This window comes from Paenibacillus sp. N3.4, from assembly GCF_008017805.1.
Taxonomy (GTDB): Bacteria; Bacillota; Bacilli; order Paenibacillales; family NBRC-103111; genus Paenibacillus_E.
The window spans coordinates 48,207-66,148 of record NZ_VRTT01000011.1; the positions used below are offsets into that span (position 1 = coordinate 48,207).

Genomic DNA, 17,942 nt, shown 5'->3' on the forward strand with positions numbered 1-17,942 from the left:
GGCAGCATTATTTCTTCTTGTCATTCGTTCGTGTTACACAGAAATGATTGACCTTATAACTTACTGTACAGTAACTTTAGAGAGCATTTCCGCGTCGAATTTCTTCGCTGTGGCGTCAAGTAACGCTTTGACATCCGCATTTTTATTGGTAAATACCTCCTGCATGACATTTGATTTCTCCCCGTTTGTCATTCTTGTATCCGCGATCCTGGCAGGCATCTAAGGTTAAAACAGCAAGGGGCAAAGCAAATGAATGAACCGTCATCGCCTTGCCCCGCCGGACTTACTTCTTGCCGTTACGTGCCTTATAAGCTTCCGTCATTTCTTCGCTCATTTTGATCACATCAGCGTTGTTTTTCAGACTGGCTGCAAAACTATCCCATGCCGAGATAGGCTCCCGGCCCAAAATGACCTTGGTCTTCATGTCCTGCACTTTTTTATCTAGCTCGGCCAATACCTTCTGCGCGGTTGGCGAGTACAGCCCGATACTGATGTCCGCTACGCTGGTCTTGGCACGCTCGTCCTGGATCTTTTTATAAAGTTCGTTAAGCTTCGGGGGAAGAGAGGGGCCCGAGGTGCTTGCATACGGATCGGACACGTACACAATTTGATTAAAGTCCGGTCCGTTATCCGCCTTCAGCTTCTCCGAATCGGTAACCTTTACGCCGTCCTTCACGGTATAGTGCGTGCCCTCGATACCGTAGGTTTGAAAAGCAAACACATCATCGTTCATCCAGGTATCCACCAGCTTCAGAATCCGCTTCATCTTCTCCTCCGGCACCTTCTTGGGAATGGCTATTATACCCGAGAAGCCCGGTCCCTTCGGATTGTAACCGTTAATGTTCGTAACTGGATAGAAATCTTCCTGCTTAAAGTCCGGAGCAACCAACTTCAGTGGCTCATAGTAACCGAGCACAGTACCGGCTTTTTCCGTCAGGATTCCCGCTTTGCCGGATTTGAACAGATCGGTGACCTGAGTCGGTTTCAGCGAAGCGAAATCTTCCGGAATAAGCTTCTCCTTGTAAGCTTTATTCAAATATTCAAGGGACGAGCGTGTTTCGGGCAGAAGCGGCGTGTATACCAGCTTGTTGTCCTGCAGTTTCCACTTGCCGTTCGTTTTGGTAAAGCTGCTCTCGAGTGGCCCCAGTGATGCCATCTTGTCCGCATCTACGGAAGCCGCGAAGGGAACGGTATCGTTCTTGCCGTTTCGATCCGGATCCTTCTCCGCAAACGATTTCATGACGTTGTACAATTCGTCCGTAGTCGTTGGCACCTTCAAGCCCAGATTGTCCAGCCAGTCCTTGCGGATCATGAAGAAGCTGTCCCCTTCCGAGGGCCGTGGCCGCGGAATGCCGTAGTTGCCGCCATCCTGCATCTTCGTCAGCTCCCAGGCGGTAGCGGAAATTTTGCCGCTCAGGTTCGGATAATTTTTGATGTAAGGCGCAATGTCCCAGAACGCGCCTTGGCTAACCGAATTACGGAATACTTGGCTGAAAGGGTCATTGATATAAATCAGCTCCGGAATATCGCCGGAAGCCAGCGTCACGTTCATCTTATCGTTGTAGCTATTCCCCGACACCCATTGAATTTTCAACTTCGAATTTGTCGCTTTCTCGATCGCTTGCTTGATCGGGTTGTCGTCCGCAGCAGGCGTCGGTGACAACAGAGTCGTCATGATGCTGACCTCAAGCGGCGCTTCTTTGCTGCTGACTGCCGGTGCGGTCGGTTTTCCTGTTCCGGTCTGTTCTGGCTTCGTCGAAGCGGCGTTCTCCCCTGAGCCGCCGGAACAGCCCGCGAGAGCGGCGCTTAGCGCTGTAATGACCGCTGCCGCCGCTGCCTTCTTTTTGAATGATCTTCTTGATTCCATGGTGATCCTCCCCTTAATCTCATTGGCTCAGCCACTTTTGCCCATAATCTGATTGGCTCAGCTAATTTAAAATTAGGCGAACCGCGGCTTGCACGCAATAATATTCTTTTGCATTCGCATTTCCGCATGAATTGCACAAAGTTGCAGGCTTTGCACAGCAAGTGCAGCGGGGAACTTGCGAAGCTGCCGCGCGTTCCCATTCTCTTAGGAGCGATGCATCTCCCGGAATTGGCTCGGGGTGCTGCCCTCGTATTTCTTGAATATGCGGTTGAAGTAAGTATGCTGGTAACCGACGCGTTCGGCGACTTCGTTGATTTTCAGCTCCGTCTCGCGCAGCATGCTCTTGGCGTGTTCGATCCGTATTTCCGTCAAATAGTCGATAAAGTTGATGCCCGCGACGGATTTGAAAGCGCGGCTTAATACAAAGGGGCTGACTTCGAACTTGTCCGCGCACGAATCGAGGGAGATGGCATCCATGTAATGCTCCCGCAAATAAAGGATGGACTTCTCCACGAGCTGCTTCAAATGGAAATCCTGTCTGCCGGTCAGCTCCCGAATAAACACGTCGACGACTTTCTGCTGAAGCCATGCCCGCATTTCTTCCGGTTCCTTGATTAGCGCCAGCTGCTCGAACAAATTGACGCCGCCGAACAATTGGACCGGATTCATTCCAGATTGAAGCACCGCGTACCGAATGCTTCCGAGCAGTTGAAGCATCCCCTGCTGAACGGTTAATTCCGTCGGACTGCTGCCAGACAACGCTATCATGAATTGCCCGATCAGCTCCATCGCTTCGGCTTCCTGTCCGCTGCGCACGGCATGGACAATTTCTTTCTCCAACGTAAACGGGAAGCCCGCGTCCATCTGAGGATTGGCTTTGAACAAGCGGTCCGTCTTAATGATTTGTTGTTCGTCAAGCAGATCGCGATAAACCAATGCCTGTCTCGCCTCCTCGAACAATTGCGATATTTGCTTCACCTGGTTCGTCCACTTGCTGACAGCTATCGTAATCTGCATGTTCAAAATCCGTTTGATCGTTTGCATGGCTTCCTGAGCGAAAGAGTCCAACTCTTCCTCCAGCCAATGGGACGGGTGATCCTCTGGCAAGGACAGGAGCAGCCCGACCGAGAAGTTGTGAAAATTGATCGTCACCGCCTGCTCGTAATGCATTCCCGTCAGTTCTTCAATAATATTCGTTGCCGCGAAAGTGACCAGTTCCTCGTCTCCGACCGAAAACCGGCCCCTCAAGTTAGCAAAGCCTGACAACTGAAACATAAGGACCACGTATTGCCGGTTCTCCGTGCTCCATCCGTAATGTCTGAGCCGCTCGCGAAGATTGTTCTCCTGCAGGGAATAGAAGTAGCCCTGCACCAGTTCCAGGAAAAAACTGTCGCGCAACAGCGGCTGCTGTTCCTTTAATCTGACGCGCAACGATTCGCTTTCTTCGGCCATATGATTCCATCGCTGTTCCAATAAATCGAACTCATCTTTCAGCTCTTCGCCTCTGTCTCCCGAGATCAGCCGGACCAAACGTCCGACAGGAGAATAAATCCGCTTTGACAAAAACCATGACATCAATAAGGCAAGCAGCAGGCCTATGAAGCTGATGATCACAATCCACTTTGAAAGCAGCAGGACGGGCGCTGTGATTGACGTTAACGGTGCCGCGGAAATATAGACCCAGGTGTTGCCGAGTCGCGACATTTCGCCGTAGGAGACGGAATAAGTAGTCTTGTCGTAATCGAACAAAAACGATTCCGATGTGCCGCTATGGCGGGTATACTCCTGCTGCAGGGCGGCAACGAGGCCTGAAGGATTTCCCTTGTCGTGGCCGGACAGCCGCCAACTGCCGTCTTTGGTCATCAGAAGGGTCGTGCCTTCATTGTATGGAGTCAGCGTGTCCAGAAGATTGATCAGTTTATCCTCATTGATCGTAGCCACGATGGCACCGAAAGGCTCCGAACTTCCACCAGGAATTTTATTGACCAGCTTGAGCGTCTCGGCGCCGTTTGCCTTGGCTTGGTGGGAATGCATCATATGCATCCAGAAGAGGGACTTCGGTTCGCTGAACAATGATTCATATGGCAGCAACTCGGGGGAATCGGACAAATACGCAAATTGGTCTTTATTAAACAAGACCGGACGCGGCACGTCGAGAAACAAGTCAACCCGTTTCAGCAAAGGATGCGTCCCTTCCATCACCAGCAACGTCCGGTACAGTTCTTGAACCTTCTCGTAGTCGTAAGCGATGTTTAGATCTCTCAACTTGTCGTCAAATTTGGTGTCGAAAGCCCAGTGGGAGAAGGTTAACTCCAAATAAGCCAACTGGTCAACGATATTTTCCGCCCGTTGTTGAATCTGGCTCTGATGCAGCCGTTGCAGCTCGCTCTCCATCTTGCTTGCGGCCAGCTCGTAAATGCCGATCCCGATAATGAGGCCGGGAATGCTTGCGGCCAGCAGCATCATGGAAAGGCTTTTGCGAAAAAAACGTTTGTTGAACATGCGACTTCCCCTCCCAATCCCGCAAAATTCACTTCAATTTCGACAGCGTCGAGCCTTTATCCTGTATTATAATCCAGGTAGAGGCTCAGTGAAATTTTAGCCTTTGATCGAGCCGACCATCGCTCCTTTGGCAAAGTGCTTCTGCAGGAAAGGATACACCGCAAGAATCGGGACGGTGGCAATGATAACAGCCGCCATCTTCAACGTCTCCGACGGAGGAGATACGGTAGACATCTCGGCCCGAAGCTCCGAGTTGTCCGCATTCAGCAGCATGTTTTGCAGCATCACCTGAATCGGCCATTTTGTCGCGTCGTTAAGATAAATCATCGCGGCGAAAAACTGGTTCCAATACTCGACAGCATAGAATAACCCGAACGCCGCAAGAGAAGGGAGCGACAGCGGCAAATGATGCGGAACCAGATCGTCAAGTCGTTGCACCCGTCTATGGATGCGGACTCTTCAAGCTCGGCCGGTACGCTGTCGAAAAATCCCTTCATTAATATCACGTTCCAGCCGCTTGCCAAAGCGGGGAAGATTAGCGCCCACAGGCTATTGATCAACCCGAATTGGCGAACGACCAAATAGCTTGGGATGATTCCCGGACTGAACAAAATCGTCAGCAGAATGCCAAGCAGAATAACCCTTCTGCCCCGCAATCTCTTACGAGACAGCGCATAGGAGAGCGCGGCGGTCACGATCAGGCTGAACGTTGTGCCCACAATCGCAAGGTAGGCACTCACCCCGATCGAACGTGAGAAAGCTTTCGTAGACAGCAAATATTTATAGGATTCAAAAGACCATTTCTCGGGAAAAAGAATAAAGCTCTTCCGTACGAACTCGGACGAATCGGTGAACGATACGACGAATACATAGTAATCGGAAAAAAGGTAACGAGTGCAACAAGCCCCAGCAGCGTGAAATTCAAGACATTGAACAGCCGTTCGTCGATTTTTGCTTTCACATCGAATCCTCCTAGTATGTTTTAATATACGCCTTCCTCGCCCATTCTTTTGGCGAACCGGTTGGCCAGCACGACCAACAGCAAGCCAACAACGGACTTGAACAACCCCACGGCCGCACTGTAGCTGAACTGCGCCTGCTGAATGCCGACGCGATAAACATAAGTATCGAATACTTCCGCGACTTCCGACACAGCTCCGTTATACATGAGAAATACCTGCTCGAAGCCTACGTCCATCGTGCGTCCCAGCCGCAGAATCATCAAGATGATAATGACATTGCGAATCGCCGGAAGCGTAATGTGCCACATCTGGCGAAGCCTGCCCGCTCCGTCTATTTTCGCCGCTTCGTACACCTGAGGGTCTATGCCGGCCATAGCCGCTAGAAATAAAATCGTTCCCCAACCGCATTCCTTCCAGATGGATTGCAAGGTAAGCATGATCCAGAACATATGCGGATTGGTCAACACGTCGATGCGGCTTGCGCCAAGCAACTCCAATATTTTATTGACCAAGCCTTCGCCCTTGCCGAATAACTGAAAAGTAATCCCCGCAATAATGACCCACGACAAAAAATGCGGCATATAGACGATCGATTGCACCGTCCGCTTGAACACAACGCTCCGAAGCTCGTTCAATAGCAAGGACAGTGCGATCGGAAGCGGAAAAAAGAAAATGAGATTCATCAGGCTGATCGCCATCGTATTGCGAAACAGCAGTATGAAATCCGGGGTGGAGAAAAACCGTTGGAAATGCTCCAGTCCTACCCACTCACTCTTCAATATTCCAGCAAACGGAGAGTAATTTTGAAATGCGATGACCACTCCCCCCATAGGCACATATTTGAATATGAAGAAAAATAAAAGACCGGGCAATGCAAGCAAGTACAAGTATTTGTCCCTGCGGAGATCTCTCTTCAGACCTCGAAGCCAATTCGTCATCCGGCGGCGGCCTGGGGCGCCCTCAGAATTCACGTATGTCTGTAGTTCATTCATTGTTCTACACCCTTTCTTGAACTGGTTTGCTAACGTGCTCGGCATAATCGAAATATTTACCTTCCAACAATCCGATTAACGTATTCGTCACTATAATCTCAACCGTATTTGCACCAATACGCAGTAATTCCGTATTCCCCGTCCAACGATATGGCAACCAAGGGCGGACACCAATGGATTGTCCGTTTACAAATATTTCAGCACAGTCATGAAAATGAGGATCCCAGCCGCTGAAGTTCAGCTCAAATATCGATTCTTCCGGCAATGCCGGTAGCTCGAACGTTCGTCTAAACGATAAATCGCCTGCATAGTAAGGATAACCTTTGTATGGCCCGCCTTGTACGGGCTGCTTAGATAACGATGCCGGACTGAGAACATGCCGCTGCTTATCATCAAACAAAACTTGAAAAGGGCCGGTTATATACAATGCATCGACCAGACCGTCACCGTCTTGACAGATTTCGACTTCGACTTCCAGCAGATTGACACCCACTTGCAGATAATCATTGATTTCATTGGAAATGTTTCTGTGATCATATAGAAAAGTCGGTTGGAAATGGCCCGCATCCAGCAAATGCCCGTTCACTCTAATAGCAGCTGAGCCGGAAATTGCGCCCAGATCCATTAACAAACCACTGTTTTCCAGCAATTCCTCGATGATAAACTCAGTCTCGTAATGAGCCAGCAGCGGGTAGTCCATGCACAATTTCATCGGTGTGCCAAATGTTTGCCACGTGGTAACAGGCAGAGCAGTAGCTTCGGATATGTCAGATAATTGATCGATAAAGGTTTTTACCTGCACACTCGTTCCTTCCGTAAATCCTTCATTCGAACTTTTCTTGCTGCCCATCGTCATCCGGAATGAGTCAAACCGAACAGTATTAGAGAACAAGGGACGCAGCTCCCATAGCGATGACGCATCAATATCCAATTTAAAAGGGTTCGACTTTTCCTTGTCGTCTGCCGGCAGCGTATCACTCAACCCACCACGGGTAATCTCAATCAGCCTGGCACTGTAAGGTTCCATCTGCAAATCCATGTGGCATACACTACCGAAGGAAGCTTGATACATAAGATCGACAACGTCGCCATCATCGAGGGACAACTCCCGAAATACAAATTGGTATACTTCTCCTTCCCCCCATAAATGCGGGTTCACCTGAAGCTTGACATCCCGCAGCGATTCTTCCTGATTGCTTATGAAAACCAGAACCTTGTCTGCGGAAATACGTCTCACCTGCATAAGCAATCCCCATTCGCCACAAACAGGCAGCAAACGAACGGGCAGGGGTTCAAGCTTATTTAGCTGCGCGGAGAGCATCTCCATTACTTGCTCCGTCTCATCTTCAGCATGAAACGGCAGGTGATATGCTGTACCATTCCCCTTGAACCAAATAAGCTGTTCTTCCCGCTGCGGGTGCGGGCTCCAAAATTTTGCTTCCCAGGTCCCAGGTACACCGAAGACTTGCTCCATCCCCGAACGATCAGCAGCCTGAACTTCAATTGATTCATAAGGAAGCTGCCCCATACTGATTACGGCTCCCCCTTGCTCTACAAATTGCTTAATTTTCTCCCATGCGTTGTTTTCCAAATTTGTCATAGGAGGCAACACCAGCAGTGAATAGCAAGCTTTACCCAGCTTGATTTTGCCGCACTCGACTTCCGCTTTCACAAGCAATTCCGGATCAAGATGATCGAAATCTCTGCCATCCTTCGTCATCCGGTTGCAGATGCTCATCCACCAATGCTTTAAATGCTCCAACTGCTCTTTTTCCTCAGCAAGCTCGCCGCTATATGAGAAACCGTGAAACGGATTACCCAATCGCGTCCACAACGATGTCACCGGCTCCAGAACTGCGGCCGAAATTACAGCTTCTCCGGTGCTCATCACATAGCTAATGCGGCCTACATAATCACTAAGCTTGCGGAAATGCTTCCAATACGGGTTTTGCAAAAACTGCGAGGGCGGCGCATCATGCTGGGCAAGCCCGTCTATCGTATAGAAAAAAGCATGGAAATTGAACATATTCGTTCCTTGTGCAGCCATCCGGTCAATCATCCAGCGAGCATCCTGTAATGTCATCGACCAGCCCACACTGTGAAAGCATTCAATCAAATTCCGTTCCCGATTCAATTGTCTTGCCAAAGAACTGACCATTTTGGCATTGCAGCGAAAATTATCCGCTTGCGCATTCAAAATCCAGTCCAGTGACCGACCAAGCTTCTCATGAGCGCTGTCGCCCGCCGGAATATGACTGAATAATTGAGTTGTATGCCGAACAGACGGTACTTCAGATACATATTGCAGCCCATACCGCTCGCACCAATCATGAACTTGCTGATGATACGATTCCCGCAGCAGCAAATGAACGGATTGATAGTAATCGTACCTGATTTTGACTCCTTCAGCTGTATCCGGGTTTATCAGAGCATACAGATGCTCCAACAAATCATATCCGCAGCGTTCCTTAAAATATGCCGGCAATTGGGGGGACCACGGAAGATCACCTAACAATCCGATTTCATCTGTAAACATCCCTTTTATTGTCGTCCCCAAGTATTCACCCAAATAAGCAACATATTTATCATGGGTCAAACGAATAAATGTTGCCATTGCTTCCTTGTTGCAAGGATCTACGAATGTTCCAAAATATTTGAAATCATCCAATTCCTTTTCCTGTACGATTAACACCTCCCATTCTCCAGGCGGAACCTGCCAATCCAGCTTTTGAATAGTTCGGTAAGTAAAAAATCGTTTTTGATTATAGTTCGTTAACCCGGCCTTTTGAAAAATCTGATCGGCCTGATAGTTCCCAATATAAGAGCGAATAGACATCGCCTGGTTCCATTGTGGCGTACCATTAGTTGTCACCGGAGCGGCTTTTGCATATAGAATTCGTGCCCAAGGCAGCTCCAACGACAGATGCTCGCCTCCTATAGCTCGATATGACGTGCGGGCTAATGTATAGTGCTTAGCCTCCGGATGCTCCAAAATCACTTCCCCGCCGGCAATGCCGCTTGGATAAGGATACTCATCATATAACCAAACATGCATTCCACATTCTTTAGCTGCCTCTACCGCAACCCGCACTTTTCGGAACCAGGAATCTGATAAATACGGAATTTTCAGCCCCTGTCTCGCACAAATGAAGAACCCTCCCAAGCCTTGCCTTGCCATTTCATGGATTTGGCAGATTAGTTGCTCGTCCTCCAGTTCCCCATTCCAAAACCAAAAAGGGTGTATGCGGTCATCCGCAGCAGGATTTTTGAATCTTTCCATATCGAATAACATGGTGGTAACCTCCTGATTAAACAATTCAAGCATAAGACGTTCTAACTATATAATGTAGTTTTTCTATCAACAATTAGATTCTCTTGCCTGTTAGTCTTTCTTCAGCTTGGACATTCTTGCATGTCTTCGACATCCTTGCATAAGTGTATTCAATCAAGTAATAATGATTCAGATTGGCCTTCATGTCTCCCTTCGGACCCCGCAATATTTGTATATGGCTGTGCGGCGGATCAGACTTTTGTCTAGCCCCGTCTTTGTCGGCTGGACATCGGTCTTTGCTGCCATCAGCACCTGCTCCTGGAGCTTGTCTCTCCCCCTAAACCGGCAATAGCGAAGTTCGTGGAGCTTCTTTGGCATCCGCGAAACTTCGCTCTATGGTATGGCGGGTCATCTTTTATTTGCCGCTTTGTAAATTCAATTTTTCCAGAATCCCCCGCAAATGCTCGGCACCGCTTGAAATCCTTTCTTCCATTTGTCTTCCGCATTCACAAGCGTATTCCCGGTGTCGAGGTTTACGCCGCATATATCCGCACCGGCGGCTTCAACGACGTGCAAAATATCGAAGGTGGAGTCACCGTGATTCTCGAGATTGATCCGACTGCCGCACTCCTCCAACACCGGTCTCAGACTTCGCACGAAATCGGCACTCTTCGATAAATGCGTGTTCCATGGAACGGGGTGCTTGTATCGTTCGTTATTGCGGCTGATTATACCCGCCAACTCATGCCAGCCGGCTTTGGCGAAGGCTTGAATATCATGGATCATCGCGGTTCTTACTTCGTCCTCCGATTGCTGGAACAGAATCGGGTTGCACATCCCTACAGAAACGTTTATATACATCCCGAGTGAATCGGCATAATCCCTTAAGTGCAGGAGTTCACCCAAATCGCGCTTGCTGCTCAATCCGTCCATGCCGCCAAACTGCACGCCATCCAATCCTCGTTTGTTGGCATAATCTAGACACTGATAAGGATCCAGGTTCAATTCCCGGAGCGTAAAGCTGTCGATTCCTATCCTCAAGGCCAGTCCTCCTTTAATCGTCTGACTACCGCTTTCAACGTGTCGGTTGCAGGGGAAGGCTGACTACCGCCTTCGTTTCCTCAGCCCGATAAGCGGCTTCCGCCACTTCAACCGTTTTACGGCTGTCTATCCCGTCGGTCAAAATTTCCGCCTGTTCGCCTCTCAAGCTTTTCACCCATTGCTCGATGCAGCGCTGATGGCCTGTCAATTCTTTCTTGACGTCAACCTTGACGAAGCTTCCTTCGCCTTTCATGTCATAGTGAAACTGCTTGGATGATCCGTCATGAATTTTGACGTATGTGCCTTTGCCGCTCATAAAATACGCTTCACCCTTCGTACCGGTGACATGATTGAATTCGTACCATAATCCGTCCGGAGCGTGATGCGATTGCGTATACCAGTTTATGGAGAGCAGGGCCAGTGCGCCCGATCGCATTTTGGCCAATACGGCTCCGATGCTTTCCCCTTCCATGCGATCCGGCTCCGTCTTCGTCATGCAAGTCACCTGATCCACTTCGCCTTCATACCATCTGAGCGAATCGATCTGATGGGTAAGACAGCTCATGATGGCACCGCCGCCAAGCATTTCCTTCGATCGTACCCAGCTTCGCTCGGGGAAAACGACGTTCTGATTGTGCTCCAATTTCCAGAATAAAATGTCCCCCAGTTCGCCGGAATCAACCACCCGCTTAAGCGCCTGCCAATCGGAATCGTAGCGCCGATCATGGCAAACGGTAAGCGATACGCCGGCTTTCTCGCAAGCTTTGATCATTCGATCGCACTCTTCCACATTGCGGGCCATCACCTTCTCGGTCAGCACATGCTTGCCTGCTTCCGCAGCCGCGATAGCAGCAGGCGCGTGCAAATAATGCGGAAGAAGAATATCAACCGCATCCACGTCCTTATCGGCCAAAATCTCGGTATAATCTCCTACAATGGCAACATCCTCGCCCAGCAGTCTTCGGATCTCACTGTGGCGGCTTGCGTCAGACTCGGCCACAACGACTTCGCAAAGATCCCCGAGACGTGTATACCCCGGAGCATGTGCAGCCAAAATGCCTCCGCCGCCCAGAATGCCGATCTTCAGTTTAGTGCTCATTTCCGCTTCAACTCCCTCATAATTTCTGTCACGGAAACATTATCTCACCGTGGGATGGAAGGTTGAAATGACAAATTGTCTGATTTTATACACTTTTTGTTCGATGCTTGCTTCATTCCGCTTGATTCGGTTGCGCGTTGCACTATTATAAGTGTAATTAGGACCTCAATTCGTCACGCATTGGCTGAATCTGGACATCACTCTTTTTGACCATTTTCAACTGTTCGACTTTATAGAAACTCCTTATGTCACCTCCGGAGACGTCGGAACTAACATCGGTCGGCTTTAATCCGAAATAACCGCTTTGATGAACGCAGAGCCGATCGACGCCAGCACATCCTTGTACAGGATGGCGCAAGTCAAGCAGCGAATGCTCGCTCTGCTGGAAATTGTTCTTTCTGTCTCCCGATACAAGATCGGAGCTTCGATGTACTTGTCCATCTTCCATTTTCATAAAGAGTTCAAACAAGCTTCCCAAGTTTCTCCGATGCAATATATCAAGCGCAGAGACTGAAGAAGGCGCAATATTTGTTGGCTAATACGGATTTGACGATGGGGGAAATCGCGAATCGGATCGGCTATAATCATGCGTATCCGTTCATCCGATTTTTTAAATCGATGTACGGCAGCGTCCTGGCAAATACAAAAAAGCGCTGACCCGCCTATAGTCCAGTTTGGAACTTGACAATGTCAACACCATATTCCTGTCCAAAAGATTTTTCGACAGAAGCGGCTATTATATTTATATTTTTTTGAACGACCGAGCCATGGTTTAAGGATTCTTTTTCAACTCGATGCCCCCTTTTTAGTTTTATTATTGATTGGACAAAGAAAGGTTGTGGTGCAAAGCTCTAATTCATGATAACGCAACTAATAATGAAGTCATGGGATTGGAGCAACTTAGTATGGAAATCAAATTGGATTTATTTGAATGGAAGCAGTATGAATCGTCAATCATCTTACTAACAGTTCGATGGTATTTAAAATATTGTATGAGCGAGCGGGGATTAGATCTTTCCCATACGACAATCATGAGATGGGTCCATGAGTTTGGGCCCGAAATAGACAAACGAATCCGCCCCTATTTAAGACCCACAAATTATTCGTACAGAACAAACGAAACTTACATCAAAGTCAAAGATCAATGGAAGTATTTATATAGAGCGGTTGATTCTATGGGGAAACGATTGATTCTATGTTATCTGAAAATCGAGATATGCTAGCAGCTAAGCGTTTCTTTACAAAAGCATTCACCTCACCACATAATCAATTCCCACCTGTGATCACTTTGGATAAAAACCCTGCCTATCCACCAACCATACAAGAATTAATAAATGAAATGCTATGCCAAAACCCACACGCCGAAATACAACGGTCAGTCAACGTACTGCTGAGCCGCCTTCATGTATAATACCCTTCCGAAATCATGCTGCTTTGAACGGCTGTTCTAATATTTGCTTCACAGTTGCCGGCCACTTCGCATAATCGCCGCCATAGCAGCTCAGCAGCGCAAACATCCAACGGTCGATCCCAAACGCGATACAACCCGAATGCATCGGCTTATACTCATCATTCAGCACTTCAAAGGGCTTGCATAGCGAATCCTCCATATTATTAAACGAGGCAATAGAGAAAGAGCCGTTACCTTCTCCAGCTTCCACGACCAGTTCATATTTCATATTCCCCATGAGCTGGAGCTGTCCTTTGGCAGTTTCCTCCGAGAAGTAGAAAGGATCGCTTGCCGTCTCAATTCGGCCGCGTAAACCGAGTGATTCAAACAGCGTCCATACATCCTCCATAAATTGCTTCCGTTTCGTCTCAATAAATGAGTTATCACCGAACATGACAATCTCTCTCATGCTAAATTCATTCATGCGGTGCTTCCCTAATCTCCACAAAGCTTCATGCCGGTAACAGGTGCCGCGGGCGGTCAGCAGCAACGGATTGGATAACCGCTTTTCCGAGAGCTCCGCATAGCAATGAAAGCATACGGCAGGAGAAAGCGCATAGGCGCTGAGCCTGGAAATTTCCTCTAAATGACCTGTTTCCCGAACCTTGTTAAGGTCTTGTAAGCGATGGGGGAATTCAGACACCAAATGAATATTTTGAGGAAAGGTGGGGATATAACGACACTTGTGCAGCGTTGCGAGCGGGATCATGGACGGGTAGCTGCGTAATTGCGCGTCATGATGAAGGGATAATTCTTGTAGAATGCGATCGATTTGCTGGAACAACGTAACGGCCAAGTCTCTTCGCACCGAGCCGTCAGCGGTGAACAAATAATCAATCGGCTGCATCTCCTCATGCCATGGGGACACTTTCTCTTCGCTCTGAATGTAAGTGCGGCTGCCGATGATCCGGTTGTGCCGTTCCTTCTCCATTAAATAGGCGATCGTTCCCTCGATCGTTCCCACATCGGCGCCCGGAAGCATATCGACAACGATGTCTTGAGTTTGAGCGTCAAGGCGACAGTCTGAGATGCCCTCTATACTATACATTAATTTCGAAAGCAGCGACTGCGCTTGCTTCACATTTAGCTTCCCTTCAGTTGGATACGTTTTGATCATTACACATGCACCTTTCTTTCATTTAATATTTAAATGGACACATCGCGCTGCAGCTCATGCTTTATAAGCCAAGCGAGCTCTTTCTCCAAGTACCGGAACGGTTGATCTCCAAACCATTCAATTGCTGCCGTATATGTGCTGTTGTCACGATCCAATTGCTCGATAATCGGCGTATAATCGATTACACCCTCGGAAAGCGCTGTCAAGCCATTTCGATCCCCGCTTGGAGAATACACGTTATCCGGCGCGAACACACCCAGCTTATCGCGGCCAGATATGTTTTTCAGGTGATAGTTGATCGTCCATCCCTTCAAAGCCCGATAGGCGTACAACGGATCGCTGCCCAACTCCCATATATGCAAAAAATCAAGATTGACGCGAATATGGGAATGAGCCGCCTCATTCAGCAGACGGAGCGTGGACGACAGGGTATCCGCTAAAGTGTTCGGATGCGTCTCGAGCACGAGGTAAACACCGTTCTCAGAAGCAAGCTGGGCAAGCTCCTGCAACCTTGTTACACATCGTTCCCAAACTCTCGGACTAGCCACGTCGCTCGACTGATTCCCTGCAAAAATACGAAGCTTATTGGTACGAAACGTTTGGGCAAGGGAAAAAAGAGAGTTCCCTCGTTCTAATACCGCCGACGTTTGATCGTCCTCTGCGAATAAATCGATATAATCGCTTACCATCGAAATTCGAACGCCCCTGGCTTCCATCTTATCCAATAGGCGAGATACCTCATGCTTTGGGTTGCACGAGAGCGCCCTCGCGTGAATTCCCCACAATTCAATCCCGGCGAAGCCTTTCTCACAGGCAAAATGAACCAGATCGTTAAAGGAAACAAGCTCATGCCGGAAGGAAATGGAACATAACGAGTAATTCAAACCACACACCTCCAATCCAATTTTCCTCAGGCCTTTCGCAATTTTTTATAACGTTCTGAGAATAGCTCCTTCTCTTGGATGTAAACTTTCACCGGAACTTGATAGTCCTCCAGCTTGCCTTGGCAAAAGATTCTTACTCTTTGCTTAAGCTCCTTAGCATCGATCAGATGGTCGGTATTGACAACAGCACAAACCACATGACCCAACAAAGAACTAGGCTCTCCCTTGACGGTAACATCCCGCACCTCGTCCATTTGGAGCAAGACATCCTCCACCTCGACAGGATATACTTTCCTTCCGCCTACATTAATGATTTCAGAGCATCGCCCGAAAATCCGCAAGTACTCTCCATCCACGCTGACTTGATCCTGCGTATTAAACCAGCCTTCTTCATCAAACGGGTTAGGCGCATTCAGATATCCGACCATTGCCGTCTTGGAGCGGATATGAAGTACACCGTCCACGATCTTCGTCTCTATCCCTTCCCCTCCGATTTTCAGCCAGGGAGATCCGGAATCCTTCGACTTGGCTCGCAAAATGCCGAGCTCCGATAAGCCATACGTTTGTCTCAGTTCAATGTGAGGGAACTGACTGCGCAATTGCTGCAGCGTATAGTCCGGCATCACCTCTGTACCATACGTAATCATATGAAGTGAAGACATATCGAATTGCTTATACGCTTCCGTCATCAACAGCATGTTCAGAAAGCTTGGCGAGGTAGGCAATAACTCTACGCGATGCTTCTCTATCAATGCACAGATCTCTGAAGGCGACCGGCTTGGAGGCACAATGATAGTACCTCCATTAGCCAACGTATGAAACAAGGTGTTGATTCCGCCAATATGGTCAAAAAGCAGAAATGACAAGGTACGCAAGGTATCCCTTGATACCTTATACCGTTCAATTAATTGCGAAATATCATGAAGAATCGCCTTAGGCGCACCTGTAGTTCCTGATGTAAAAAGGATCATACCGGCCTGCCCTTTCAGAAGAAACTGCTCCAGAAGTCCCGTATGGGCGCTGCGCTCATAATTTTCAATCCGGTAGCTGTCACCCTCGAAGTGAATCGATCTGTTGACCTGAGCGATATCGTTTAACTCCTGAAGTCTGTGTCTTACGCTAGCAGATATAGGAACAATCACATTGCCGTTTGCAATCAATGCCAAAATCGCTCCGCTGACAGCGGGAGAATAATCTCCCTCTAACAAAATCACCTCTCCGGAACATATCTGGCGGTTCTTAATGATACTGCTCCAGTTAATATAATCGTCCAACAATCTGCCAAAGGTTACGGAATTACCCGCAAAAACCATAGATTCCTGATTAGCAAACTCGGATATTTTATCTAGCAGCCATCCAATTGCCAACGCACTCGTTCCTCCTTCGCTAGGGCGGCAAGTCCAAGCTTATTGCGCTGCTTGTATAGCCATTCGCTCCAGCACATATTCTTGAAGCAGCTTGTACTTGCTTAAGATCGGCGTCGTTATTTCTTGCACGTGGATCGTCATGTTAAATTCTTCTTCCAAATCGGCAAAAAGATTAACAATGAGAATGGAATCCAGCGCCAGATCGTCCACAAGATCAGTCTCGGAAGTTATCTCTTCCGCCTCTATCGTTTTCCTCGTGTTCCGAATAAGAATTTCTTTTAGTCGTTCATCGAGGCTCACACTCATTGAGCTCCCTCCCTTACGGCCAGATGCAGCCATTCCAAAAATTGCAGTTCGATGCGTTTGAGCTCCTGAATTCGCTGCAAAATAGAAGGTATCGCAGCCTGACTGTCTTGCCCGCTCTTGTATTTCAGCAGCAGGAAATTAACCGTATTCCATGTGGACAAAATCGCTTCGATTTGTCGTTGCCCTTCCTCCTCGTGTGCTTCGCCCAAGTCGGCAATATCCCGGTATGTGTTCCATACCAGGGTACGGAGGCGTCGAATGGAGGAAATGGTCTTCGTATTGATGACAATCCAATCGTTTCTTCGACGGACAGTCCACTCGGAGGAATTCAGTATATCCTCCTCAAAGTGCTCCAATGCCCGAATGCCGTCATGGCGGTTATTAAACCAATGCTGCCAAGCTCTCACCTTCATTTCGTCGGAGCTGCCTTCAGGAACGATCGGATCCGATTTGCTCATTCGCTGTCTTCTATACAGCGTCAAAATCTGCTCGGTACAATAAACCAAGCATGACTCCAAATTAGGCTCCGAGAAGGGAACCGCCGACTCTTCCAGTACGAAATAGTGCATTTCGTTGCGCCCTAGGCGAATAGCGCTTGCGTAAACAAACTCATCCGGACTTAAGGTTACGACCGCATTGACGACCGGGTCCGTTACGAGATAGCGCTCCTGCTGTTCATCCCAACCGTAAAGAAGGATCGAATGCTGGAAGCCGCTCTCCTCCATGCCCAAGTAAGAGTGCGGGAAAAACTCAAGCTTTGACGCTTGGCATAAGCAAATCGCACTGTGCCCGCTGCGAATATGGCGCCTCAGCAATTCCTCATTGCCTTTGATAAACGTCATTTTCAACCCATAGAAGTATTCCAACGGCAGTTGCCGAGCATCCTTTCCCGATAGCAGCGTTTTGAATTGATAGCTCAAATTCCAATAATCCAACAAAATCTTCCGGTAATCTTTTCCCTGAATATTCAAATAGGTCAGAACGCAGGAAGTGAAGCATTCCATAAATGCCAAGTTGATATTATGCTCATTCTTTACTTCCATGACTTGCTGCGCCATTGCTCATCCTCCTTTATATCCTCGCT

Annotated in this window: 13 protein-coding genes and 3 pseudogenes; 2 read left to right on the forward strand and 14 right to left on the reverse strand. The window is 48.4% G+C overall.

The features are described from left to right. Positions 1–283 precede the first annotated feature (283 nt). The 9 genes and pseudogenes from FU659_RS08070 to FU659_RS36275 all read right to left on the reverse strand — a co-directional run bounded on the left by FU659_RS08070 (position 284) and on the right by FU659_RS36275 (position 12,175). Positions 284–1,867: a type 2 periplasmic-binding domain-containing protein gene (locus FU659_RS08070; RefSeq protein ID WP_147947094.1), complete on the reverse strand. Its 1,584-nt coding sequence runs from the start codon at positions 1,865–1,867 to the stop codon at positions 284–286. A gap of 204 nt (positions 1,868–2,071) precedes the next feature. Next, a complete protein-coding gene (locus tag FU659_RS08075) occupies positions 2,072–4,369 on the reverse strand; it encodes a helix-turn-helix domain-containing protein (RefSeq protein WP_147947095.1) in 2,298 nt (765 codons plus the stop codon). Between the two features lie 96 nt (positions 4,370–4,465). Continuing rightward, positions 4,466–5,330, reverse strand: a pseudogene (locus tag FU659_RS08080) (carbohydrate ABC transporter permease). A 21-nt stretch (positions 5,331–5,351) separates the two neighbouring features. Then, complete coding sequence (locus FU659_RS08085; RefSeq protein ID WP_187273980.1) at positions 5,352–6,323, reverse strand: ABC transporter permease; 972 nt, start codon at positions 6,321–6,323, stop codon at positions 5,352–5,354. Between the two features lie 4 nt (positions 6,324–6,327). Beyond that, positions 6,328–9,615: a glycosyl hydrolase gene (locus tag FU659_RS08090; protein ID WP_187273981.1), complete on the reverse strand. Its 3,288-nt coding sequence runs from the start codon at positions 9,613–9,615 to the stop codon at positions 6,328–6,330. A 180-nt stretch (positions 9,616–9,795) separates the two neighbouring features. Further along, a pseudogene (locus FU659_RS36905) lies at positions 9,796–9,997 on the reverse strand (transposase); the annotation flags it as partial. A gap of 32 nt (positions 9,998–10,029) precedes the next feature. After that, a complete protein-coding gene (locus tag FU659_RS08095; RefSeq protein ID WP_187273982.1) occupies positions 10,030–10,635 on the reverse strand; it encodes a sugar phosphate isomerase/epimerase family protein in 606 nt (201 codons plus the stop codon). A 34-nt stretch (positions 10,636–10,669) separates the two neighbouring features. Next, on the reverse strand, positions 10,670–11,734 hold the full coding sequence (locus FU659_RS08100) for a Gfo/Idh/MocA family protein (RefSeq protein WP_147947099.1): 1,065 nt from the start codon (positions 11,732–11,734) through the stop codon (positions 10,670–10,672). Between the two features lie 285 nt (positions 11,735–12,019). Beyond that, complete coding sequence (locus FU659_RS36275) at positions 12,020–12,175, reverse strand: hypothetical protein (RefSeq protein WP_222708501.1); 156 nt, start codon at positions 12,173–12,175, stop codon at positions 12,020–12,022. A gap of 51 nt (positions 12,176–12,226) precedes the next feature. Here FU659_RS36275 and FU659_RS08105 point away from each other — a divergent pair, with 51 nt between their 5' ends. Both FU659_RS08105 and FU659_RS08110 read left to right on the forward strand, forming a co-directional pair. Further along, the gene (locus FU659_RS08105; RefSeq protein ID WP_147947100.1) at positions 12,227–12,391 is read left to right on the forward strand and encodes a helix-turn-helix domain-containing protein; all 165 of its coding nucleotides are present in this window, start codon (positions 12,227–12,229) and stop codon (positions 12,389–12,391) included. 248 nt (positions 12,392–12,639) lie between these two features. Continuing rightward, positions 12,640–13,073, forward strand: a pseudogene (locus tag FU659_RS08110) (IS6 family transposase); the annotation flags it as partial. Between the two features lie 85 nt (positions 13,074–13,158). On the opposite strand, the gene FU659_RS08120 reads toward FU659_RS08110, so the two are convergent. Genes FU659_RS08120 through FU659_RS08140 form a run of 5 tightly spaced genes read right to left on the reverse strand, consistent with a single transcriptional unit; the run spans position 13,159 to position 17,916 of the window. Then, the gene (locus FU659_RS08120) at positions 13,159–14,301 is read right to left on the reverse strand and encodes an aminoacyl--tRNA ligase-related protein (RefSeq protein ID WP_147947103.1); all 1,143 of its coding nucleotides are present in this window, start codon (positions 14,299–14,301) and stop codon (positions 13,159–13,161) included. Positions 14,302–14,330: 29 nt separating this feature from the next. Continuing rightward, positions 14,331–15,185 carry a sugar phosphate isomerase/epimerase family protein gene (locus tag FU659_RS08125; protein WP_187273987.1) on the reverse strand — a complete coding sequence of 285 codons (855 nt, stop codon included), beginning with the start codon at positions 15,183–15,185 and terminating at the stop codon, positions 14,331–14,333. A 26-nt stretch (positions 15,186–15,211) separates the two neighbouring features. Continuing rightward, complete coding sequence (locus FU659_RS08130; RefSeq protein ID WP_147947105.1) at positions 15,212–16,552, reverse strand: ANL family adenylate-forming protein; 1,341 nt, start codon at positions 16,550–16,552, stop codon at positions 15,212–15,214. A 39-nt stretch (positions 16,553–16,591) separates the two neighbouring features. Next, complete coding sequence (locus FU659_RS08135; RefSeq protein ID WP_187273988.1) at positions 16,592–16,858, reverse strand: phosphopantetheine-binding protein; 267 nt, start codon at positions 16,856–16,858, stop codon at positions 16,592–16,594. Beyond that, on the reverse strand, positions 16,855–17,916 hold the full coding sequence (locus tag FU659_RS08140; RefSeq protein ID WP_147947107.1) for a hypothetical protein: 1,062 nt from the start codon (positions 17,914–17,916) through the stop codon (positions 16,855–16,857). The genes FU659_RS08135 and FU659_RS08140 overlap by 4 nt, the downstream gene beginning before the upstream one ends. Between the last annotated feature and the right edge of the window lie 26 nt (positions 17,917–17,942).

What these genes read in the sequence shown, in the direction of transcription:
- FU659_RS08070 (WP_147947094.1), bottom strand. Translation starts at nt 1,867, where the DNA reads ATGGAATCAAGAAGATCATTCAAAAAGAAGGCAGCGGCGGCAGCGGTC.
- FU659_RS08090 (WP_187273981.1), bottom strand. Translation starts at nt 9,615, where the DNA reads ATGTTATTCGATATGGAAAGATTCAAAAATCCTGCTGCGGATGACCGC.
- FU659_RS08085 (WP_187273980.1), bottom strand. Translation starts at nt 6,323, where the DNA reads ATGAATGAACTACAGACATACGTGAATTCTGAGGGCGCCCCAGGCCGC.
- FU659_RS08140 (WP_147947107.1), bottom strand. Translation starts at nt 17,916, where the DNA reads ATGGCGCAGCAAGTCATGGAAGTAAAGAATGAGCATAATATCAACTTG.
- FU659_RS08120 (WP_147947103.1), bottom strand. Translation starts at nt 14,301, where the DNA reads ATGATCAAAACGTATCCAACTGAAGGGAAGCTAAATGTGAAGCAAGCG.
- FU659_RS36275 (WP_222708501.1), bottom strand. Translation starts at nt 12,175, where the DNA reads ATGGACAAGTACATCGAAGCTCCGATCTTGTATCGGGAGACAGAAAGA.
- FU659_RS08135 (WP_187273988.1), bottom strand. Translation starts at nt 16,858, where the DNA reads ATGAGTGTGAGCCTCGATGAACGACTAAAAGAAATTCTTATTCGGAAC.
- FU659_RS08075 (WP_147947095.1), bottom strand. Translation starts at nt 4,369, where the DNA reads ATGTTCAACAAACGTTTTTTTCGCAAAAGCCTTTCCATGATGCTGCTG.
- FU659_RS08100 (WP_147947099.1), bottom strand. Translation starts at nt 11,734, where the DNA reads ATGAGCACTAAACTGAAGATCGGCATTCTGGGCGGCGGAGGCATTTTG.